The organism is Crenobacter intestini (assembly GCF_004919095.1).
Classification (GTDB): domain Bacteria; phylum Pseudomonadota; class Gammaproteobacteria; order Burkholderiales; family Chromobacteriaceae; genus Craterilacuibacter; species Craterilacuibacter intestini.
Window position 1 is genome coordinate 110714 of the sequence record NZ_STGJ01000008.1, and the last position, 20689, is coordinate 131402.

Here is a 20689-nt window from a genome sequence, read left to right on the forward strand (position 1 = left end):
GCTGAATGGTTTACACTCTGGATGTTTAGTGATGGGCGGTTCGCCCATTTTTTATTTGCGGAAAACGACTAATGGATGTACGTCAGCTGTTGGAAAACACCCTGCCGGGCCTGGGTTACGAGCTCGTCGATTGCGAGCTGACGCCGGGCGGCGGCATTCGTGTTTTCATGGACAAGCAAGGTGGTGTGACGGTCGAGGATTGCGTGAGCGTCAGCAACCACATGACCCGTCTTTTCATGGTGGAAAACATCGATTACAGCCGGCTGGAAGTTTCGAGCCCGGGTCTGGATCGGCCGCTGAAGAAGGAAGCGGATTTCGTGCGATTTGCCGGCCAGTTGGCCAAGCTGCGCACGCGTCTGCCGGTGGACGGGCAGAAGAAGTTTACCGGCCGTCTCATCGGGGTCGAGAACGGTGTTCTCAGCCTCGAAGTGGAAGGCCGGATGGTGGCAATCGAACTGACCAATATCGACAAGGCTAGGCTCGAGCCCGAGTTTTAAGGCCAAGGTCAGCGATCCCGTCCCGGGGTCAAGAATGCGGAGGAATGAATGAGTCGCGAGATTTTGTTGCTGGTCGACGCGCTGGCAAGCGAGAAGAATGTAAGCCGTGATGTGGTGTTTTCCGCGCTGGAAATGGCGCTGGCGTCTGCCACCAAGAAGAAGTTCCACAACGAGGAAGACATGGATGTGCGCGTCGAGATCGACCGCCTGACCGGTCTTTACAGTACTTTCCGCTGCTGGACGGTCGTCGAGGACGATCTGCTTGAAGTGCCCGCGCGCGAAGTCACCCTGGAGGAAGCGCGCGAGAAGGACCCGCGCGCAGAGATCGGTAGCGTGATCGAAGAGCCGATGGAGGCGGTCGAATTCGGCCGCATCGGCGCGCAGACCGCCAAGCAGGTGATCCTGCAGAAAATCCGCGACGCAGAGCGCGAGCAGCTGCTCAGCGACTTCCTCGCACGCAGCGACAACATGGTGCTGGGTACCATCAAGCGCATCGAGCGCGGCAACGCCGTGGTCGAAGTGGGCAAGCTCGAAGCCGTGCTGCCGCGCGACCAGATGATCCCGAAGGAAAACCTGCGCGTCGGTGACCGCGCGCGTGCCTACCTGATGCGCATCGACCGTCTGGGCCGCGGCCCGCAACTGGTGCTGTCGCGGACCTGTCCGGAATTCCTGGTCAAGCTGTTCGAGCTTGAAGTGCCCGAAATCGAGGAAGGCCTGCTCGAGATAAAGGAAGCCGCCCGCGACCCGGGGATGCGCGCCAAGATCGCCGTCAAGTCGAACGATCCGCGTGTCGACCCGCAAGGTACCTGCATCGGCATGCGCGGCTCGCGCGTGCAGGCCGTGACGCAGGAGCTCTCCGGCGAGCGCGTCGATATCGTGTTGTGGTCGCCGGATCCGGCTCAGTTCGTGATCAACGCGCTGTCGCCGGCCGAAGTGAGCCGCATCATGATCGACGAGGACAACCACGCGATGGACGTCGTGGTTGCCGAAGACCAGCTGGCGTTCGCGATCGGCCGAGGTGGCCAGAACGTCCGCCTGGCGGCCGAACTGACCGGCTGGAACATCAACATCATGACCGTGGAAGAGGCCGAGGAAAAACTCGAGGCCGAGGACGCGGTGGTGCGTCAGCTGTTCGTCGACCTGCTGGCCTTGACCGAGGACGAGGCTGCAACCCTGGTGCAGGAAGGCTTCACTTCGCTGGAAGAAGTGGCCTATGTGCCGATCGACGAAATGCTGGAAATCGAGGGCTTTGACGAAGCCTTCGTCAACGACCTGCGTAGCCGCGCGCGTGACGCGCTGCTGACCCAGGCGATTGCCACCGAAGAGAAGGTGGAAAGTGTGGAAGACGAGCTTCGCAATCTGGAAGGCCTCGATGCCGAGCTGGTGCGCAAGCTGGCCGAGAACGGCGTGGTGACACGCGACGACCTGGCGGATCTTGCCGTCGACGATCTGGTGGACATCACCGGCATGGAAGCCGAGCCGGCGCGGGCGCTGATTATGAAGGCGCGCGAGCACTGGTTTGCCGAGTAAGCATCGAGCTGAATTGACTGATTGTAGGAAGACGAATGGCATTGACTAATGTAAGACAGTTTGCGGCCGAGCTTGGCCTGACCCCGGAACGCCTGCTTGAGCAGTTGCGTGCCTCCGGCGTCGCCAAGCGCTCCGCGGACGACTCCTTGACCGAACAGGACAAGAGCCAGCTGCTGGGCCACTTGAAGCGTGCCCACGGCACCGCGCAGGATCCGCATGTAACCGTTGCGCGCAAGCAGACCAGCGAAGTGCGCGCTGCCGACGGCAAGGCCGTGACCGTGGAAACCCGCAAGAAGCGTGTATTCGTGCGTCCGCCGGAAGAACTGGCGCAACCGGCCGTGCAGCCGAAACCCAAGCCGGAGCCGAAACCCGAGCCGAAGCCGGAGCCGAAACCCGAGCCCAAGCCGGAACCGAAGCCTGAGCCGAAGCCTGAACCCAAGCCTGAACCCAAGCCGGAACCGAAACCCGAGCCCAAGGCAGAGCCGAAGCCGGAGCCGAAGGCAGTGCCCAAGGCCGCTCCGCAGCCGGCTGCGCCGCAGTCCATCCTGTCCGCGGAAGAAGTCGCTGCCCGTGAAGCCGAGGCGCGTCGCCACGCCGAACTGCGTGCGCGTCAGGAAGCGATGATCCGCGAGAAGCAGGAGCGTGAAGCGCGCCGTCAGGCCGCGATCGCCGCGAAGAACGCGCCCAAGCCGGTCGAGGCACCGAAGCCCGCACCGGCTGCGAAGCCCGCCGAGAAGCGTGACGAGGCGTCGGTGCGTTCGGCGCGTCCGTCGGCCAACCGCCAGTCGGTATCGTCGACCCCGCGCAACCCGACCGCACGCCTGCCTGCAGCGGGTGGTGCACAGCCGGCAGCGCCGGCGCCTTCGTCGCCGGGTGCTCGTCCTGGCGATAAGAAGGGTGCCAAGAAGGGTGGCCGTGACGGTGGCTGGGAAGACGGCAAGAAGGGTGGCCGTGGCCTGAAGACTAAGGGCGGCGACATGGGTGGCGGCTGGAAGTCCAAGAAGGGTGGCCGCAACAAGAACAACGGCCAGAACGCCTTCCACGCGCCGACCGAGCCTATCATCCATGAAGTGCTGGTGCCGGAGACGATCACCGTCGCCGACCTCGCGCACAGGATGGCGGTCAAGGCGGCCGAGGTGATCAAGGTCCTGATGAAGATGGGCATGATGGTGACCATCAACCAGGTGCTCGACCAGGAAACCGCGATGATCATCGTCGAGGAAATGGGTCACGTCGCCAAGGCAGCCCAGACCGACGATCCGGAAGCTTACCTGGAGAAGGCCGGCGAGGAAGCTGTCGAGTCGCTGCCGCGTTCGCCGGTGGTGACCGTGATGGGTCACGTCGACCACGGCAAGACCTCGCTGCTCGACTACATCCGTCGCGCGAAGGTGGCGGCCGGTGAAGCGGGTGGCATTACCCAGCATATCGGGGCCTACCACGTGAAGACACCGCGCGGCATGATCACCTTCCTCGATACCCCGGGTCACGAGGCGTTTACCGCGATGCGTGCCCGCGGCGCGAAGGCGACCGACATCGTCGTGCTGGTGGTTGCCGCCGACGACGGCGTGATGCCGCAGACCATCGAGGCGATCCACCACGCGAAGGCGGCCGGTGTGCCGATGGTCGTCGCGGTCAACAAGATCGACAAGCAAGGCGCGAACCCCGAGCGTATCCGCCAGGAACTGGTTGCGCAGGAAGTGGTGCCCGAGGACTGGGGTGGCGACACGCAGTTCGTCGAGGTGTCCGCCAAGCAGGGCATCAATATCGACGGCCTGCTCGAGGCGATCCTGCTGCAGGCCGAAGTGCTCGAACTGCACGCGCCGGTCGACGCGCCGGCCAAGGGCATCATCGTCGAGGCGCGCCTCGACAAGGGGCGCGGCCCGGTGGCGACGCTGCTGGTGCAGTCCGGCACCCTGAAGAAGGGCGACGTCGTGCTCGCCGGCACCGCCTTCGGCCGTGTTCGCGCGATGATCGACGAGAACGGCGCGCAGGTCGATGCGGCCGGCCCGGCGATCCCGGTCGAGATCCTCGGACTGTCCGACGTCCCGCAGGCAGGCGAGGACGCGATGGTGCTGGCCGACGAGAAGAAGGCACGCGAAATCGCGCTGTTCCGTGCAGGCAAGTACCGCGACGTGCGTCTGGCCAAGCAGCAGGCGGCCAAGCTGGAGAACATGTTCGCGCAGATGGCCGAAGGCGAGGTGCAATCGCTGTCGATCATCATCAAGGCCGACGTGCAGGGTTCGTACGAAGCGCTGGCGGGCAGCCTGCAGAAGCTGTCGACCGACGAAGTCCGCGTCAACATCCTGCACTCGGGCGTCGGCGGCATCACCGAATCCGACGTCAACCTGGCGATCGCGTCCAAGGCCATCGTGATCGGCTTCAACACGCGTGCCGACGCGGCCGCGCGCAAGCTTGCCGAGAACGAAGGCGTCGACATCCGCTACTACAACATCATCTACGACGCCGTGGATGAGGTAAAGGCGGCGCTCTCCGGTATGCTCGCGCCGGAGAAGAAGGAAACCATTACCGGCATGGTCGAGATCCGTCAGGTGATCACCGTGTCCAAGGTCGGCAACATCGCCGGCTGTATGGTGACCGACGGCCTGGTCAAGCGTTCGTCGCTGGTACGCCTGATCCGCAACAACGTGGTCGTGCATACCGGCGAACTCGAGTCGCTCAAGCGCTTCAAGGACGACGTGAAGGAAGTGAAGCAGGGCTACGAGTGCGGCCTGATGCTGAAGAACTTCAACGACATCCACGAAGGTGACCAGCTAGAGGCGTTCGAGATCGTCGAAGTCGCGCGTACGCTGTAAGCCTACGGCGGACCGCAAGGCGGGTGGCGGCCGGGCAAGCCCGGCGCCCCCGCCTTTTTGCTGAACGAAACAAAAGGACATCAAGATGGCTAGGAAGACCTTTTCCCGCGCCGACCGCATGGCCGACCAGATCCAGCGTGATCTTGCCGAGCTGATCCGTGCCGGCCTGAAGGACCCGCGCGTGGGCTTCGTGACGATCACGTCGGTTGAAGTGACGCGCGACTACTCGCACGCCAAGATCTATTACACCGTGATGCAGGAAGACAAGCGCGCGCTGACGCAGGAAATCCTCGACCACTCGGCCGGCTACCTGCGGAGCGAACTCGCGCGCGGCCTCAAGGTGTTTACAGTGCCGCAACTGCACTTCGTGTACGACGAGTCGATCGAGCGTGGCGTGCACATGAGCCGGCTGATCGACGAGGTGTCGGGCCAGGACGCGGCGAACCGCGGCAAGCTTGCGGACGACGCGGCAGAATGACGCAGTTTCGCAGGGTCAAGCGTGTAGTAGATGGCGTGCTGCTGCTGGACAAGCCCTTGGGCGTGTCGAGCAACGGCGCGCTGCAGCACGCGCGCAGGCTGTACCAGGCGGCCAAGGCCGGCCACACCGGCGTGCTCGACCCGCTCGCCAGCGGCTTGTTGCCGGTGTGCTTCGGTGAGGCGACCAAGTTTTCGTCCTTCCTGCTCGACGCGGACAAAGCGTACCGCACCACCGTGCGCTTCGGGCAGAAGACGACGACCGGCGACGCCGAGGGCGAGGTGATCAGCGAGCGCGAGGTGGCCTTCGACGAGGCGGCGCTGCGTGCGGCGATCACGCGTTTTACCGGCGTGATCGACCAGGTGCCGCCGATGTACTCGGCACTCAAGCACCAGGGCAAGGCGCTCTATGAGTACGCTCGTGCCGGGGTCGAAATCGATCGGCAGGCGCGTCGGGTGACCATCCATTCGATTGAGCTCTTGTCGTTCGACGGCGTGAGCGCGGAGCTTAACGTGCGTTGCAGCAAGGGCACGTATATCCGGGTGCTGGGCGAGGACATCGGCGAGGCGCTCGGTTGCGGCGCGCACCTGTCGGCGCTGCGCCGAACCGCGACCGCCGGCTTCACGCTGGACGCCTCGTGCACGCTGCCCGCGCTGGAAGAAATGGACGAAGCAGGGCGTGACGTCTGCCTGTTGCCGGTCGACGTGCTGGTCGGCCATTTGCCCGAACACGCGCTGGACGAGGCGGATTTTTCGCGTTTCATGCACGGCATGGCTGTCCAATTCGACCAGGATCGTGCAATAATGCCGCGGTTCCGCGTTTACCGAGCGTTGACACGGGACTTCCTGGGTCTGGGAGAAGTACGGGAGGCAGGTTTCCTGCATCCTGCCAGGCTCATGGCGACCAAGGTCGCCGACTAAGCGAAGCAAGGATGGGTCTAGGCTCGCCTTGCTTGTCGGGCGCAAGCCCTTCATCAAATTGGAGTTAAGAAATGGCCATCACCGCCGCTCAGAAAGCAGACATCGTCAAGGACTTCCAGCACAAGGAAGGCGATACCGGTTCGTCGGAAGTGCAAATCGCGCTGCTGACTGCCCGCATCAACGATCTGACCCCGCACTTCAAGGCCAACACCAAAGACCACCACAGCCGCCGCGGCCTGCTGAAGATGGTTAGCCGTCGTCGTCGCCTGCTTGATTACCTCAAGCGCACCAACGTCGACAGCTACCGCAGCCTGCTCGCCCGTCTGGGTCTGCGTAAGTAAGCGGATAGCCGGGAAAAGTCGCAGCCTAGGCTGCGACTTTTTCTTATCAGGTTTCAGCGCCGAAATTGACGGGGTGTGCCTCTAGAAATGCCGGTCCCATCCGGCCGGCATTTCTAGGGGTTCCCGTTATCGGCGAAGGTTCACCAAATCAACAGGGGTTCCCCATGTTCAACAAGATCACCAAGAGCTTCCAGTACGGCCGCCACACCGTGACCATCGAGACCGGCGAAATCGCCCGTCAGGCCTCCGGTGCCGTCCTCGTGTCGATGGACGAGACCGTCGTGCTGGTTTCCGTCGTCGGCTCCAAGAACGTCAAGCCGGGCCAGGACTTCTTCCCGCTGACCGTCGACTACCTCGAGCGTACCTACGCCGCCGGCAAGATCCCGGGTGGCTTCTTCAAACGCGAAGGCAAGCAGTCCGAGAAGGAAATCCTCACCAGCCGCCTGATCGACCGTCCGATCCGCCCGCTGTTCCCCGAGGGCTTCTACCACGACGTGCAGATCGTCGCGACCGTGATGTCGCTGAACCCGGAAGTCGATTCTGACATCCCGGCCATGATCGGTGCGTCCGCCGCGCTGGCGATCTCCGGCCTGCCGTTTGCCGGTCCGATCGGCGCCGCCCGCGTCGGTTACGCCGACGGCGAATACATCCTGAACCCGACCAAGACCGAGCTTGCGACCTCCGCGCTTGACCTGGTGGTCGCCGGTACCGACCGCGCGGTGCTGATGGTCGAGTCCGAAGCCAAGGAGCTGTCCGAGGCGGTGATGCTGGGCGCCGTGGTGTTCGGCCACGACGCGATGCAGGCCGCCATCAAGGCGATCAACGAGCTGGCTGACGAAGTCAACCCGGTGATGTGGGACTGGGCGCCGAAGGCGCACGACGAGGCGCTGACCGCCAAGATCCGCGAGATCGCTGGCGAGAAGATCGCCGCCGCCTTCCGCATCCGCCAGAAGCAGCTGCGCTCCGCCGCCCTCGCCGAAGCATGGGACGCCGTGAAGTCCGCGCTGATCACCGAAGAGACCGAGACCCTGGTCGCCAACGAGATCAAGGCGATCTTCAAGGGCATGGAAGCCGAGATCGTCCGCACCCAGATCCTGTCGGGCGAGCCGCGCATCGACGGCCGCGATACCCGCACCGTGCGTCCGATCGCCGTGCGTACCGGCGTGCTGCCGCGCGTACACGGCTCGGCGCTGTTCACCCGTGGCGAAACCCAGTCGATCGCGACCGCGACGCTGGGTACCAGCCGCGACGAGCAGATCATCGACGCGCTGGCCGGCGAGTACACCGACCGCTTCATGCTGCACTACAACTTCCCGCCGTACTCGACCGGTGAAGCCGGCCGCATGGGCCCGCCCAAGCGCCGCGAGATCGGTCACGGCCGTCTGGCCAAGCGCGCGCTGATGGCCGTGCTGCCGCCGGCGGACGAGTTCAGCTACACCATGCGCGTCGTCTCGGAAATCACCGAGTCGAACGGTTCCTCGTCGATGGCGTCCGTCTGCGGCGGCTGCCTCGCGCTGCTGTCCGCCGGCGTGCCGCTGAAGGCGCACGTGGCCGGCATCGCCATGGGCCTGATCCTCGAAGGCAACCGTTTTGCCGTGCTGTCGGACATCCTGGGTGACGAAGACCACCTCGGCGACATGGACTTCAAGGTGGCCGGTACCGCCGAAGGTGTGACCGCGCTGCAGATGGACATCAAGATCCAGGGCATCACCAAGGAAATCATGCAGGTCGCGCTGGCGCAGGCCAAGGAAGGCCGCCTGCACATCCTCGGCGTGATGCAGGAAGCGGTCGAAGGCCCGCAGACCCTGTCCGAGTTCGCGCCGCGCCTCTTCACCATGAAGATCAACCCGGAGAAGATCCGCGAAGTGATCGGCAAGGGCGGCGAGACCATCCGCAGCATCACCAAGGAAACCGGCTGCGAGATCAATATCGAGGACGACGGCACCATCACCATCGCCTCGGTGACGCAGGAAGGCGCCGACGCCGCCCGCAAGAAGATCGAAGAGATCACCGTCGAAGTCGAAGTGGGCAAGATCTACGAAGGTACCGTGGTCAAGATCCTCGACAACAACGTCGGCGCGATCGTGTCCATCCTGCCGGGCAAGGACGGTCTGGTGCACATCTCGCAGATCGCCAACGAGCGCATCAAGAACGTGTCCGACCACCTGAAGGAAGGCCAGGTCGTGCGCGTGAAGGCGATCGAGACCGACGACCGCGGCCGCGTCCGCCTTTCGATCAAGGCGCTGCTGGAAGACGAGTCGCGCGTCGCCCGCGAGACCGCCGAATCGTTCGGCCTGAAGTCGGGTAACTGAGCTTTCGCTGTCCAAGAGGCCCGCGCTTGTTGCGCGGGCTTTTTTACGCCTGGTGTGCAGGAGGGGTGATGTTCTGGAAACGCTGGTGGCCCGCTGCGCGGCGGCGCGACGAGGCAAGGCTCGCCACGTTGGTGCAGGTGGCGGCGCATTTGCCTGTGCTGGACGGCTTGAGCGAGGCGGAGCTTGAGCGCCTGGCGCAACTGGCGCTCGCCTTTATCGACGGCAAGTCGCTGGTGCGCGTCGACGATGGGGCGCTGGAGGACGACGCGGTGGCCGCGATCGCGCTGCAGGCGGCTTTGCCGGTGTTGGGCCTGGGCGCCGCTGCGCTGGCAGACTGGCGCGAGGTGATCCTGTATCCGGACGCTTTTGTCACGCGTGACTTGTGGCTCGATCACGCCGGTCTCGCGCACGAGGGTGAGCAGGTGCTGATCGGGCAGGCACGCTCGGACGGGCCGCTGGTGCTGTCGCTGCCCGACGCGGTCGATTCGGCGCAGCTCGACGGCTGGAATGTGGTGATCCACGAGATCGCGCACAAGCTCGACATGCTGGATGGGGCCCCCAACGGCTGTCCGCCCCTGCACAAGGGGATGGACCGCCAGGCGTGGGCGCGCGACTGGAGCGCCGCATACGCGGCGTTCTGCGCCGAACTTGACGCGGGGCACGAAGGCTGGCTCGACCCTTACGCCGGCGAAGACCCGGCGGAATTTTTCGCGGTGCTCTCCGAAGCCTTCTTCGAGACGCCGCACTGGGTCGCCGACGACTACCCGGCGCTTTACCGCCATCTGGTGGCGTTTTACCGGCAGGACCCTTCGCTCAGGTTGCCGCGTCTCGCGTGGCCGCTGTCGGAGCACGCGGCGCCGTTACGGCTGGAGTAGGGTGCCTACGCGCGCGTGGCTGGCGTTTGCCTCGGCCATCACGCGGGCAAACAGTTCGGCGACGGTCGGCACGTCGGCGATCAGGCCCTGCGACTGCCCGATCAGCTGCACGCCGCGTTCAAGGTCGCCATCCTCGACGGCGCGGCGGATGCTGTCGGTCGCCGCGCCGAACTGAGCGAGCTGGCGCAATCCCCACGGGTTTTGCAGCAGGCCGCCGAGCGCGACTCTCAGTGGCGACATGCCCATCTGCCTTGCCATGCTGACTGAGCGCAGGCTGGCCAGCGGCAAGGGTAGCGGGCGGCGTGTGGCGCTGCGGGCGTGCTGGGTGTCCATCACGCGGCAGGGCAGGCCGTCGAAGTTTCTCGAGTAGAGGGTGTCGGCGACGCCGCGCTCGACGATCGCGGCCTTGCTTCTGTCGTGCAGCGGGCTCTCGCGGGTGGTCGCGATGCGGCTGCCCATGGCGACGGCGTCCGCGCCGAGCGTCAGCGCGGCGGCAAGGCCGGCCCCGTTCGCGAAACCGCCGGCCGCGATGACGGGCAGGTCGCTGACGGCACGCACGGCGGGGATCAGGGCGAGCGAGGTGACTGCACCGCCATGCGCGGCGGCCTCGTGGCCGGTAACGAGCAGCGCGTCGGCGCCTGCGGCTTCGGCCGAGCGGGCGTGCTTCTCGCTGGTGACGGTCGCGATCACCTTGCCGCCGTAAGCGTGCACGGCCTCGGCGATCCATTCGCCCTTGCCCAGCGAGTAGTTGATCACCGGAACCTGCTCTTCGATCGCGACCCGCGCGTTGTCGGCGCTGCCCGGCATCAGCAAGGTGCAGCCGACGCCGAACGGCCGGTTTGTCAGTTGCCGGATGCGGCGGATGGCGGCGCGGGTGGCATCTGGGCCGAGCGGGCCGCTGGCAAGGATGCCGAGCCCGCCTGCGTTGGCGACGGCGGCGACAAGCTCCGCGGTGGCGATATAGGACATGCCCGGGCAGACGAGCGGCAGGTCGACGCCGAAGCGCTGGGTGAAGGATGTGTGCATGGCAGGCCGGGCTGATCAGGAGGGTCTCCATTCTGTTATGCTTTTAGCAATTTTTCAAACGGTTGTTTGACACGGATATGTATCTTGCGCTGATAGGCTGGCTGTACGTGGTACTGATGTTCTCGCTCGCCCAGGAGAGCGTGCTTGCCACGGTGTTTTACCTGTTGTTCCTCGGTGTGCTGCCGGTGGTGCTGATCGGCTGGATGCGCCGCGTGCGCCGCCGCGAGCGCGCGCGGGAGCGGGATGACGCTTGAGCGGCGGCAGGCTCGGTGCTAGAATCCCGCGTCCCCGGAATGGCCGGGGATCATCACGCACATTCGCGCCAAAGGGTGTCCGCAAGGATTTTTGCGCGAATGGAGGCATAACCCTTGGGAGTTTATTGAATGAGCACCACCGTGACCATGCGTCAAATGCTGGAAGCCGGCGTACACTTCGGCCACCAGACCCGCTTCTGGAACCCGAAGATGGATCAGTACATCTTCGGCAGCCGTAACAAGATCCACATCATCAACCTGGAAAAGACCCTGCCGCTGTTCATCTCGGCACAGGACTACGTTCGTCGCCTGTCGGCGAACAAGGGTACCGTGATGTTTGTCGGCACCAAGCGTCAGGCGCGTGACATCATCCGCGAAGAAGCATCCCGCGCAGGCGTGCCCTTCGTCGACCACCGCTGGCTGGGCGGCATGCTGACCAACTACAAGACGGTCAAGCAGTCCATCAAGCGTCTGGAAGAAAAGAGCGCACTGCTCGCCAACGCGGACGAAACCGGTTTCAACAAGAAAGAACTGCTGGACCTGCAGCGCGAAGTCGACAAGCTCGAGCGCTCGCTGGGTGGTATCAAGGACATGAAGGGCCTGCCGGACGCGATCTTCGTGATCGACACCGGTTACCAGAAGGGCACCATCGTCGAAGCGCAGAAGCTGGGCATCCCGGTGATCGGCGTTGTTGATACCAACAACAATCCGGACGGTATCGATTACGTGATCCCGGGTAACGACGACTCCAGCCGTGCGATCCGCCTGTACGCTCGCGGCATCGCTGACGCGGTGCTGGAAGGCCGTGCACAGGCCATCCAGGAAATCGTCGCCGCCGAACCGGCAGCTGCCGAGTAAGCGGATCGGTCAAAGGGGCGCAAGCCCCTTTTTTCCGACCTTGATACCCGATTTACATAATCCAGGAGATTGAAGATGGCGGACATCACCGCAAAAATGGTTGGCGACCTGCGCGCTGCGACCGGTCTGGGCATGATGGAGTGCAAGAAGGCACTGGTTGAAGCCGAAGGCGACATGGCCAAGGCTGAAGAAATCCTGCGCATCAAGTCCGGCAACAAGGCTTCCAAGCTGGCCGGCCGTACCGCAGCCGAAGGCGTGATCGCGACTTTCGTTGAAGGCGGCGTGGGCGCAATGGTTGAAGTGAACTGCGAAACCGACTTTGTCGCCAAGGACGAGACCTTCCTGTCCTTCGCGCGCGCGGCTGCCGAAGCGGCTGCCAAGGCCAACCCGGCCGACGTCGAGGCGCTGCTCGCTGTTGAAGTGAACGGCCAGAGCGTCGAAGAAATCCGCAAGGCTGCGATCGCCAAGCTGGGTGAGAACATGAACGTGCGTCGTTTCGCACGCTTCGAAACCACCGGCACCATCGCAACCTACTTGCACGGCGCGAAGATCGGCGTGATGGTCGACATCAACGGCGAAGAGGCCATGGGCCGCGACGTCGCGATGCACATCGCCGCTTCCAAGCCGATCTGCGTGTCCAAGGACCAGGTGCCGGCCGAAACGCTGGAAACCGAACGCCGCATCTACAAAGAGCAGGCGATGGCTGAAGGCAAGCCGGCCGAGATCGCCGAGAAGATGGTCGAAGGCCGCGTGCGCAAGTACCTGGCCGAAGTGACCCTGCTGGGCCAGCAGTTCGTCAAGAACCCGGACATCACCGTCGAGAAACTGCTCGCTGACGCGAACCAGTCTGTCAACGCGTTCGCGATGTTCGTGGTCGGCGAAGGCATCGAGAAGAAAGTGGTCGACTACGCGGCTGAAGTCGCTGCGGCTGCCAAGGTCTAAGCGTCAAGCTGCCTTGAACCGACGGCACCCCGAGGGGTGCCGTTTTGCAAATATACATACCCAAACCATCCGGACCGAGGTCACCATGAGCCAGACTCCCGCTTACAAACGCATCCTGCTGAAACTCTCGGGCGAAGCCCTGATGGGGGACGACAGCTACGGCATCAACCGCGCGACGATCGAGGCGATCGTCGGTCAGGTGAAGGAGGTCGTCGATCTGGGGGTGCAGGTCGGGGTGGTCATCGGCGGCGGCAACATCTTCCGCGGCGTCTCGCAGGCGGCTTCCGGCATGGACCGCGCGACCGCCGACTACATGGGCATGATGGCGACCGTGATGAACGCGCTGGCGCTGAAGGACGCGATGGAAAACGCCGGCATCATCGCCCGCGTGCAGTCCGCGCTGACCATGCAGCAGGTTGCCGAGCCCTATGTGCGCGGCAAGGCGATCCAGTACCTGGAAGAGGGTAAGGTGGTGATCTTCGCCGCCGGTACCGGCAACCCCTTCTTCACCACGGACACCGCGGCCGCGCTGCGCGGCATGGAAATGAACGTCGACATCATGCTCAAGGCGACCAAGGTCGACGGCGTGTACACCGACGACCCGAAGAAGAACCCCGAGGCCGTGCGCTACCAGACGCTGACCTTCGACGAGGCGATCGGCCGCAACCTGAAGGTGATGGACGCGACCGCGTTCGCGCTGTGCCGTGACCAGGGCCTGAACATCAAGGTGTTCAGCATTTTCAAACAGGGCGCGCTGACCCGGGTCGTGCTTGGCGAAGACGAAGGCACGCTGGTACACTGCTGAACCATTACAGATTTTGACGGGCGGAAACGGCGTATCGCCGCTTTCCGCCTTGTTTTTCCGATTGAGAAAGTGGAGTGAACATGATCAACGACGTCAAGAACACGGCCGAGCAGAAGATGCAGAAATCGCTCGAGGCCTTCAAGAACGACCTGAACAAGGTCCGTACCGGCCGCGCGCATACCGGCATTCTTGATCACGTCATGGTCGATTACTACGGCAACCCGACGCCGGTCAACCAGGTGGCGAACGTCAACCTGATCGACGCGCGCACCATCGGCGTGCAGCCGTGGGAAAAGAACATGCTTGCCAAGGTAGAGAAGGCGATCCGCGACTGCGACCTCGGCCTGAATCCCGCGTCGATGGGCGACCTGATCCGCGTGCCGATGCCGATGTTGACCGAAGAGCGCCGCCGCGACCTGATCAAGGTGGTGCGTGGCGAGGCCGAGGGTGCGCGTGTCGCCGTGCGCAACATCCGCCGCGACGCGAACAACGAGCTGAAGAACCTGATCAAGGACAAGGCGATCACCGAGGACGACGAGCGCCGCGCGCAGGACGACATCCAGAAGCTGACCGACAAGTACATTGCCGAGGTCGACAAGGCGCTGGCGGCCAAGGAAACCGACCTGATGGCCGTGTAAGGGGCCGTCTTGAACACGACTTCCACCCAGTCGGTGCCGCCGGTTTCGGCGGTGCCGCGCCATATCGCGATCATCCTCGACGGCAACGGCCGCTGGGCCAAGAAGCGGCTGCTGCCGCGCGTGGCCGGGCACAAGAAGGGCCTGGACGCCGTGCGGGAGACGGTCAAGGCCTGCGCCGAGCTCGGCGTCGGCTACCTGACGCTGTTTGCCTTCTCGACAGAGAACTGGCGCCGTCCGCCGGACGAAGTCTCCTTCCTGATGGGGCTCTTCATAGGCGCACTTGAGCGCGAGGTCGAGCGCCTGGCCGAGCGCAACATCCGCCTGCGGGTGATCGGCGCGCGCGAGCGCTTTGCGCCGGAACTGGTCGCACGCATCGAGGCGGCCGAGGCGCGCACGGCCGGCAATACCGGCTTGACGCTCTCGATCGCCGCCGACTACGGCGGCCGCTGGGACGTGCTGCAGGCGGTCAACCGCCTGATCGCCGAGGGTGTGCGCGAAATCGACGAGGCCAAGCTGTATGGCCAGCTGTCGCTGGGCGATGCACCCGAGCCCGACCTTTTCATTCGTACCGGCGGCGAGCAGCGCATCAGCAACTTCCTGTTGTGGCAGCTTGCCTACACCGAACTGTATTTCACCGACCTGCTGTGGCCCGACTTCGACCGTAGCGCGCTGGACGCCGCGCTCGCGTCTTACCGTGCGCGCGAGCGGCGTTTTGGCCGCACCAGCGAACAGCTGCCGCCCGAGGCGCAGCGAGGCTGACATGCTCAAGACCCGCATCCTGACCGCCCTTGTCCTGCTGCCGATAATGCTATATGCATTGTTTGCGCTGCCGCCGGCTGCCTGGGCGGCCTTCTCCTGGCTGATCGTCGTCGTCGCCCTGTGGGAGTTCACCCGCATGGCCGCGATTGGCGGTGCGCTGCGCTGGGGTTACCTCGCGGTATCGACGGCTCTGGCCGGCGCGGCCTGGTCCACCGGTTTCCAATTGCCTGCCGCCGCGCAGTGGGCGGTGCTCGCTTTCTGGCTGGTAGGCGCGCCGATGTGGCTTGCCAGGCGCTGGGTGCTGGGTTCGGGCGCGCGCGCGATGCTGCTGGGCTGGCTGATGCTGCTGCCTTGCTGGTTCGCGCTGGTGGGCTTGCGCCCGAAGCCTGATGCAGGGTTGTCCTTGCTTGCAGTGATGGGCCTCGTATGGGTGGCCGACGTCGCCGCGTACTTCTCCGGCAAGGCCTTCGGCCGCAGGAAACTCGCGCCGGCGATCAGCCCGGGCAAGAGCTGGGAAGGCGTGTACGGCGCGCTCATCGCCGTGTGCGTCTATACGGTGCTGGTTACCCGGCTGGGCTGGGTGCAGGTGGCCCTGCCGCTCTCGGCGCTGTTGCCGGTCGCGCTCGCCTTGACCGCGGTCAGCGTCGAGGGTGACCTGCTCGAGTCCTGGTTCAAGCGTTCGGCGGGCATCAAGGACAGCAGCGCACTCTTGCCCGGCCACGGCGGCGTCTACGACCGCATCGACAGCCTGATCGCCGTGCTGGCCGTCACCCACGCGCTGCTGGTGCTGTTCGGCTGACAAGGAATCCCTCATGACACTCGGCGTTACCGTACTGGGCGCGACCGGCAGCATAGGTTGCAGCACGCTCGACGTGCTCGCGCTGCACCCCGAGCGCTACCACGTGGTCGCGCTGACCGGCTTCTCGCAACTGGACAGGCTGGCCGCCCAGTGCGTGCGTTTTTCGGCCCGCTTCGCGGTCGTCCCCGACGACGCGGGCGCGCGGCGCCTGCGCACGCTGCTGGCGGAAGCCGACTGCGCCACCGAGGTGCTGTGTGGCGAGGATGCGCTGTGCCGCGTCGCCGCCCTAGACGAGACTGACGTGGTGATGGCGGCCATCGTCGGCGCGGCGGGGCTCGCGCCCTCGATGGCCGCGGTGCGTGCGGGCAAGCGCGTGCTGCTCGCCAACAAGGAGTCGCTGGTGGTTGCCGGCGCGCTCTTCATGCGCGAGGTGGCGCGCTGCGGCGCGACGCTGTTGCCGGTGGACAGCGAGCACAACGCGATCTTCCAGTCCTTGCCGGCCGCGTGGTCGGGCGACATGCGCGCCGCCGGCGTCGAGAAACTGGTGCTGACCGCCTCCGGCGGCCCGTTCCGTACCTGGGGCGCAGACGCGATCGCGCGGGCGACGCCCGAGGCGGCGTGCGCGCACCCGAACTGGTCGATGGGGCGCAAGATCTCGGTCGACTCGGCGAGCCTGATGAACAAGGGGCTCGAGCTGATCGAGGCGCGCTGGCTGTTTGATGTGCCGGCCGCCGACATCGAGGTCGTCGTCCACCCGCAAAGCGTGATCCACTCGATGGTGCGCTACCGTGACGGCTCGGTGATCGCCGAGCTTGGCGAGCCCGACATGAAGACGCCGATCGCCTGCGCGCTGGCCTGGCCCGAGCGTATCCGGGCGGACGTCGCGCCGCTCGACTTCATGGCGCTCTCCGGGCTCACCTTCGAGGCGCCGGACCTTGCGCGCTTCCCCTGTCTGCGCCTGGCCTACCAGGCGCTGGAGGCGGGCGGGGATGCGACCTGCGTACTCAACGCCGCCAACGAGGTCGCGGTCGCCGCCTTCCTCGAGCGGCGCATCCCGTTCTCCGGCATCCCCGCGCTGATCGAGGACGCGCTCGCCACGCAGGACCTTATCGCTAGCGGCTCGGTCGACGCGCTGCTCGCGCGCGACGCCGAAGTGCGCGCGTGGGCCTGGCAACGGATCGCCGCATGCTGACCGTCGTCGCCTTCCTGGTCGCGATCGGCGTGCTGGTGACCGTGCACGAATTCGGCCACTACCTGGTCGCGCGCTGGTGCGGCGTGAAGGTGTTGCGCTTCTCGATCGGCTTCGGCAAGCCGATCTTGCGCTTCGTGCGCGGCGGCACCGAGTGGGTGGTCGCGCTGGTGCCCCTGGGCGGTTACGTGAAGATGCTCGACGAGCGCGAAGGGCCGGTCGACGCGGCCGAGCGCAGCCAGGCCTTCAACACGCAGTCCGTGTTCAAGCGTATCGCGATCGTGGTCGCCGGTCCGCTCGCCAACTTCCTGACGGCGATCGTCCTTTTTTACGCGGTGCTGCTGCCCGGCGGCGAGACGCTGGCGCCGCGCGTGGGCATGGTGGTGCCGCAAAGCGCCGCGTCGGCGGCGGGCCTGTTGCCGGGGGACACCGTGCGCGCCGTCAACGGCGAGCCGGTGGCGGACTGGGACGCACTGCGCTCGGCGATGGCCGAAGGGGTCGGCAGCGCGGGGCAACTCGTCGTCGAAGTCGAACGCGGCCAGCGGGTGCTCAACCTGCCGGTCGACCTCGAACGCTTCGGCCTGACGCGGCTGGACGAAAAGACCGTCGGCCGGATCGGCGTGCTGCCGCAGCGCTTCCTGCCCAAGATCGCGTTTGTAGAGCCCGGTGGCGCCGCCGAGCAGGCGGGGCTGGCCAAGGGCGACATATTGAAGACGCTGGACGGCCGTACCGTCGCCGGCTGGGGTGAATGGGTGGTGGCGATCCAGAACAGGCCAGGCCAGTTGATGCAGGTCGGCGTCGAGCGCGCCGGGCGCACGCTGCAGCTTGCGCTGCGACCTGCGTCCGTCGAGGCGGGCGGCGTCGTGCAGGGGCGGATCGGCGCCGCGCCGGCGCTCGACGAGGCGTGGCTCGCCAGCTTGCGCCGCCCGGTCGATTACGGCGTTTTCGGCGCGCTGGTGCAGGCGGTTGAGCGCACCTGGCGGATGTCGGCGCAGACCCTCAAGATGATGGGCGGCATGTTCGTCGGCCAGGTCTCGCTCGACGCGATCAGCGGGCCGCTGACCATCGCCGACTACGCTGGCAAGACGGCCAGCATGGGCTGGCAGAGCTACCTCTCCTTCATGGCGGTGATCAGCGTCAGCCTCGGGGTGCTCAACCTGCTCCCCGTACCCGTGCTGGATGGGGGGCACTTGCTGTATTATGTCGCGGAATTGGTCAGGGGGCGTCCCTTGAGCGAACGCGCCCAGCAGATCGGGCAGCGGCTGGGCTTAGCCCTGATCCTGACACTGATGATGATTGCCCTTTTTAATGATCTGGGCCGAATGCTCGGAGGCTGATAATCGAATGAAATCCAAAACGCTCGTCGCCGCGCTCGCGCTGGCGTTCGCCGCCACCGGCGCCCACGCCGACGCAAGTTTCGTGATCAAGGACATCCGGGTTGAAGGGCTGCAGCGGACCGAGCCGGGCACCGTGTTCAGCTACCTCCCCGTCAAGGTCGGCGACACCTTCGACCAGCAGAAGGCGTCCGAGGCGATCAAGTCGCTGTTCGCGACCGGCTTCTTCAACGACGTGCGCGTCGAGCACGAGGGCGACGTGGTGATCGTCGCCGTGTCCGAACGCCCGGTCGTCGCGCAACTGACCGTCGACGGCGCCAAGGAATTCGACAAGGAACAGCTGAAGAAGGCGCTGAAGGATAACGGCCTCGCCGACGGGCGCATCTTCGACCAGGCGCTGCTTGACCAGGCGGTGCAGGAACTCAAGCGCCAATACTACAGCCGCGGTAAGTACTCGGTCGAGATCACGCCGACCGTCACCCGCCTCGACCGCAACCGTGTCGCGGTGCGGCTGGACATCACCGAAGGCGTGACCGCCAAGATCCGCGCGATCAACATCGTCGGCGCGCGCGACTTCGACCAGGACACGCTGCTCGAGGAGTTCTCGCTCGCGCCGTCCGGCTGGATGAGCTGGATCGCACGGGACGACCAGTACTCCAAGCAGAAACTGTCGGCCGACCTCGAGAAGCTCAAGGCCTTCTACCAGAACCAGGGCTACGCCGAATTCAATATCGAGTCGACGCAGGTGTCGATCAGCGCGGACAAGCAGGACGTCTACCTGACCGTCAACGTGACCGAGGGCAAGCCGTTCAAGGTCGGCAAGACCAAGCTGGCGGGCGACCTCAAGGTACCCGAGGCGGAACTGCTGCCGCTGGTGACCGTGAAGGAGGGCGAATTGTTTGCCCGCGAGAAGGTCAACGACACCGTCGCCGCCATCTCCGACAAGCTTGGCGCCGAGGGTTACGCGTTTGCCAACGTCAACGTGGTGCCGGAACTCGACCGCGAGCACCAGGTGGTCGGGCTGACCTTCTTCGTCGACCCGGGCCGCAAGACCTATGTGCGCCGCGTGAGCATCGCCGGTAATACCCGCACCCGCGACGAGGTGATCCGCCGCGAACTGCGGCAGCTCGAGGCCGCGCCCTACGACTCGGCGGCGATCAAGCGCAGCAAGGAGCGCCTGGAGCTTCTCGGCTACTTCGACACCGTCAACATCGAGACGCCGCCGGTCACCGAGACTGCCGACCAGGTCGACATGAACATCTCTGTCAAGGAGCGCCCGACCGGCAGCATCCAGGCCGGCGTCGGCTTCGTGCAGGGCGAAGGCCTGCAGCTGTCCGCCTCGGTGTCGCAAAGCAACGTGCTGGGTTCGGGCAAGTCGGTCGCCGTCGCCTTCTCCAACGGCAAGTCGAACAAGCAGGCGTCGATCTCGTTCACCGACCCGTACTTCACGCCGGACGGCGTGAGCCTGGGTTACGATCTCTACCACCGCGTGTACGACCCGGACGCGGTCGACCAGAGCCGCTACAAGAGCAAGACCACCGGTTTCGGCCTGCGCATGGGCGTGCCGCTGACCGAATACGACCGGGTCAACCTCGGCCTCGGCGCGGAGAATACCAAGCTGACCCTGTTCGAGGACAGCCCGAACCGCTACAAGGAGTTCGTCGAGAAGTATGGCCCGGATAACACCACGCTGACCGGCAGCGCGAGCTGGGGTCGTGACACCCGCGACAGCGCCCTGTGGCCAACCCGCGGCGGTGTGTTGGGCACCCGCCTGGAGGCAGGCCTGCCTGGCGGCGACATCCAGTTCTACCGCGTCACCGGCAACGCGACCTGGTTCTACCCGTTGAGCAAAACCTTCGTGCTGGCGACCAGCGCCGAGGCAGGCTTCGTCAACGGCTACGGCAAGACGCCGGACGTGCCGTTCTTCCAGAACTTCTACCTCGGCGGTATCGGTTCGGTGCGCGGCTTCGACAACGGCTCGCTGGGCCCGAACGCCGACGACGACAACGACGGCGAGACCGACTACCTCGGCGGTACCCGCAAGGTCAACGGCAGCGTGGAGTTGCTGTTCCCGTTCCCTGGCATGAAGGACAACCGCTCGGTACGTACCAGCGTGTTCTTCGACGCGGGCACCGTGTGGGACCCGAAGGAAGCCGGCGGCGCGTCCGACTACCTGCGTTATTCGACCGGCCTTGCGCTGGCGTGGCTGTCGCCGGTCGGCCCGATGAAGTTCAGTTATGCGTTCCCGCTGAAGAAGGAAGAGGGCGACAAGCTGCAGCGCTTCCAGTTCACGCTGGGAACCGTGTTCTAAGCAAGGAGAGC

Annotated in this window: 19 protein-coding genes; 18 read left to right on the plus strand and 1 reads right to left on the minus strand. The window is 65.2% G+C overall.

Annotated elements, in window-relative coordinates:
* The first annotated feature begins 71 nt into the window (after window positions 1-71).
* From rimP to E5K04_RS08685, 8 genes are all read left to right on the plus strand, one after another.
* Window positions 72-497 (plus strand): ribosome maturation factor RimP, encoded by a 426-nt coding sequence (gene rimP / locus E5K04_RS08650; RefSeq protein ID WP_136553046.1) that lies wholly within the window; start codon window positions 72-74, stop codon window positions 495-497.
* A 48-nt stretch (window positions 498-545) separates the two neighbouring features.
* Entirely contained in the window at window positions 546-2027 is a 1482-nt protein-coding gene (gene nusA, locus E5K04_RS08655; RefSeq protein ID WP_136553048.1) for a transcription termination factor NusA, read from the plus strand.
* Between the two features lie 35 nt (window positions 2028-2062).
* Entirely contained in the window at window positions 2063-4840 is a 2778-nt protein-coding gene (gene infB, locus E5K04_RS08660) for a translation initiation factor IF-2 (RefSeq protein WP_136553050.1), read from the plus strand.
* Between the two features lie 79 nt (window positions 4841-4919).
* Window positions 4920-5318: a 30S ribosome-binding factor RbfA gene (rbfA, locus tag E5K04_RS08665; protein WP_136553052.1), complete on the plus strand. Its 399-nt coding sequence runs from the start codon at window positions 4920-4922 to the stop codon at window positions 5316-5318.
* Window positions 5315-6235, plus strand: a complete 921-nt coding sequence (gene truB, locus E5K04_RS08670; protein ID WP_136553054.1) for a tRNA pseudouridine(55) synthase TruB — start codon at window positions 5315-5317, stop codon at window positions 6233-6235. Before rbfA ends, truB begins: the two co-directional genes overlap by 4 nt.
* 71 nt (window positions 6236-6306) lie before the next feature.
* Complete coding sequence (gene rpsO, locus E5K04_RS08675) at window positions 6307-6576, plus strand: 30S ribosomal protein S15 (protein ID WP_136553056.1); 270 nt, start codon at window positions 6307-6309, stop codon at window positions 6574-6576.
* Window positions 6577-6740: 164 nt separating this feature from the next.
* A complete protein-coding gene (gene pnp / locus E5K04_RS08680; protein WP_136553058.1) occupies window positions 6741-8888 on the plus strand; it encodes a polyribonucleotide nucleotidyltransferase in 2148 nt (715 codons plus the stop codon).
* Between the two features lie 68 nt (window positions 8889-8956).
* On the plus strand, window positions 8957-9763 hold the full coding sequence (locus E5K04_RS08685; protein ID WP_136553060.1) for a M90 family metallopeptidase: 807 nt from the start codon (window positions 8957-8959) through the stop codon (window positions 9761-9763).
* On the opposite strand, the gene E5K04_RS08690 is transcribed toward E5K04_RS08685, so the two are convergent.
* Window positions 9749-10789 (minus strand): NAD(P)H-dependent flavin oxidoreductase, encoded by a 1041-nt coding sequence (locus E5K04_RS08690; RefSeq protein ID WP_136553062.1) that lies wholly within the window; start codon window positions 10787-10789, stop codon window positions 9749-9751. The two genes, E5K04_RS08685 and E5K04_RS08690, sit on opposite strands and share 15 nt — an antisense overlap.
* 77 nt (window positions 10790-10866) lie before the next feature.
* On the opposite strand from E5K04_RS08690, the gene E5K04_RS16650 reads away from it, so the two are divergent.
* From E5K04_RS16650 to bamA, 10 genes are all read left to right on the plus strand, one after another.
* Window positions 10867-11043, plus strand: a complete 177-nt coding sequence (locus tag E5K04_RS16650; protein ID WP_168929194.1) for a hypothetical protein — start codon at window positions 10867-10869, stop codon at window positions 11041-11043.
* A 129-nt stretch (window positions 11044-11172) separates the two neighbouring features.
* Window positions 11173-11901 (plus strand): 30S ribosomal protein S2, encoded by a 729-nt coding sequence (rpsB, locus tag E5K04_RS08695; protein WP_136553064.1) that lies wholly within the window; start codon window positions 11173-11175, stop codon window positions 11899-11901.
* Between the two features lie 75 nt (window positions 11902-11976).
* Window positions 11977-12843 carry a translation elongation factor Ts gene (gene tsf, locus E5K04_RS08700; protein WP_136553066.1) on the plus strand — a complete coding sequence of 289 codons (867 nt, stop codon included), beginning with the start codon at window positions 11977-11979 and terminating at the stop codon, window positions 12841-12843.
* 85 nt (window positions 12844-12928) lie between these two features.
* Window positions 12929-13648, plus strand: coding sequence for a UMP kinase (gene pyrH, locus E5K04_RS08705; protein ID WP_136553068.1), 720 nt, complete (start codon window positions 12929-12931; stop codon window positions 13646-13648).
* An 80-nt stretch (window positions 13649-13728) separates the two neighbouring features.
* Entirely contained in the window at window positions 13729-14286 is a 558-nt protein-coding gene (frr, locus tag E5K04_RS08710) for a ribosome recycling factor (protein ID WP_136553070.1), read from the plus strand.
* 9 nt (window positions 14287-14295) lie between these two features.
* Window positions 14296-15045, plus strand: coding sequence for a polyprenyl diphosphate synthase (gene uppS, locus E5K04_RS08715; protein ID WP_168929195.1), 750 nt, complete (start codon window positions 14296-14298; stop codon window positions 15043-15045).
* 1 nt (window position 15046) lies between these two features.
* On the plus strand, window positions 15047-15844 hold the full coding sequence (locus E5K04_RS08720) for a phosphatidate cytidylyltransferase (protein WP_136553072.1): 798 nt from the start codon (window positions 15047-15049) through the stop codon (window positions 15842-15844).
* Between the two features lie 13 nt (window positions 15845-15857).
* Window positions 15858-17036, plus strand: coding sequence for a 1-deoxy-D-xylulose-5-phosphate reductoisomerase (gene ispC / locus E5K04_RS08725; RefSeq protein ID WP_136553074.1), 1179 nt, complete (start codon window positions 15858-15860; stop codon window positions 17034-17036).
* The gene (gene rseP, locus E5K04_RS08730; RefSeq protein WP_136553076.1) at window positions 17030-18370 is read left to right on the plus strand and encodes an RIP metalloprotease RseP; all 1341 of its coding nucleotides are present in this window, start codon (window positions 17030-17032) and stop codon (window positions 18368-18370) included. Before ispC ends, rseP begins: the two co-directional genes overlap by 7 nt.
* A 7-nt stretch (window positions 18371-18377) precedes the next feature.
* Window positions 18378-20678 (plus strand): outer membrane protein assembly factor BamA, encoded by a 2301-nt coding sequence (gene bamA / locus E5K04_RS08735; protein ID WP_136553078.1) that lies wholly within the window; start codon window positions 18378-18380, stop codon window positions 20676-20678.
* Window positions 20679-20689: the final 11 nt, after the last annotated feature.

Bases quoted from the DNA above. Each gene is read 5' to 3' on its own strand.
- rimP (WP_136553046.1), top strand. From the start codon at position 72: ATGGATGTACGTCAGCTGTTGGAAAACACCCTGCCGGGCCTGGGTTAC.
- nusA (WP_136553048.1), top strand. From the start codon at position 546: ATGAGTCGCGAGATTTTGTTGCTGGTCGACGCGCTGGCAAGCGAGAAG.
- infB (WP_136553050.1), top strand. From the start codon at position 2,063: ATGGCATTGACTAATGTAAGACAGTTTGCGGCCGAGCTTGGCCTGACC.
- truB (WP_136553054.1), top strand. From the start codon at position 5,315: ATGACGCAGTTTCGCAGGGTCAAGCGTGTAGTAGATGGCGTGCTGCTG.
- rpsO (WP_136553056.1), top strand. From the start codon at position 6,307: ATGGCCATCACCGCCGCTCAGAAAGCAGACATCGTCAAGGACTTCCAG.
- pnp (WP_136553058.1), top strand. From the start codon at position 6,741: ATGTTCAACAAGATCACCAAGAGCTTCCAGTACGGCCGCCACACCGTG.
- E5K04_RS08685 (WP_136553060.1), top strand. From the start codon at position 8,957: ATGTTCTGGAAACGCTGGTGGCCCGCTGCGCGGCGGCGCGACGAGGCA.
- E5K04_RS08690 (WP_136553062.1), bottom strand. From the start codon at position 10,789: ATGCACACATCCTTCACCCAGCGCTTCGGCGTCGACCTGCCGCTCGTC.
- E5K04_RS16650 (WP_168929194.1), top strand. From the start codon at position 10,867: ATGTATCTTGCGCTGATAGGCTGGCTGTACGTGGTACTGATGTTCTCG.
- rpsB (WP_136553064.1), top strand. From the start codon at position 11,173: ATGAGCACCACCGTGACCATGCGTCAAATGCTGGAAGCCGGCGTACAC.
- tsf (WP_136553066.1), top strand. From the start codon at position 11,977: ATGGCGGACATCACCGCAAAAATGGTTGGCGACCTGCGCGCTGCGACC.
- pyrH (WP_136553068.1), top strand. From the start codon at position 12,929: ATGAGCCAGACTCCCGCTTACAAACGCATCCTGCTGAAACTCTCGGGC.
- frr (WP_136553070.1), top strand. From the start codon at position 13,729: ATGATCAACGACGTCAAGAACACGGCCGAGCAGAAGATGCAGAAATCG.
- E5K04_RS08720 (WP_136553072.1), top strand. From the start codon at position 15,047: ATGCTCAAGACCCGCATCCTGACCGCCCTTGTCCTGCTGCCGATAATG.
- ispC (WP_136553074.1), top strand. From the start codon at position 15,858: ATGACACTCGGCGTTACCGTACTGGGCGCGACCGGCAGCATAGGTTGC.
- rseP (WP_136553076.1), top strand. From the start codon at position 17,030: ATGCTGACCGTCGTCGCCTTCCTGGTCGCGATCGGCGTGCTGGTGACC.
- bamA (WP_136553078.1), top strand. From the start codon at position 18,378: ATGAAATCCAAAACGCTCGTCGCCGCGCTCGCGCTGGCGTTCGCCGCC.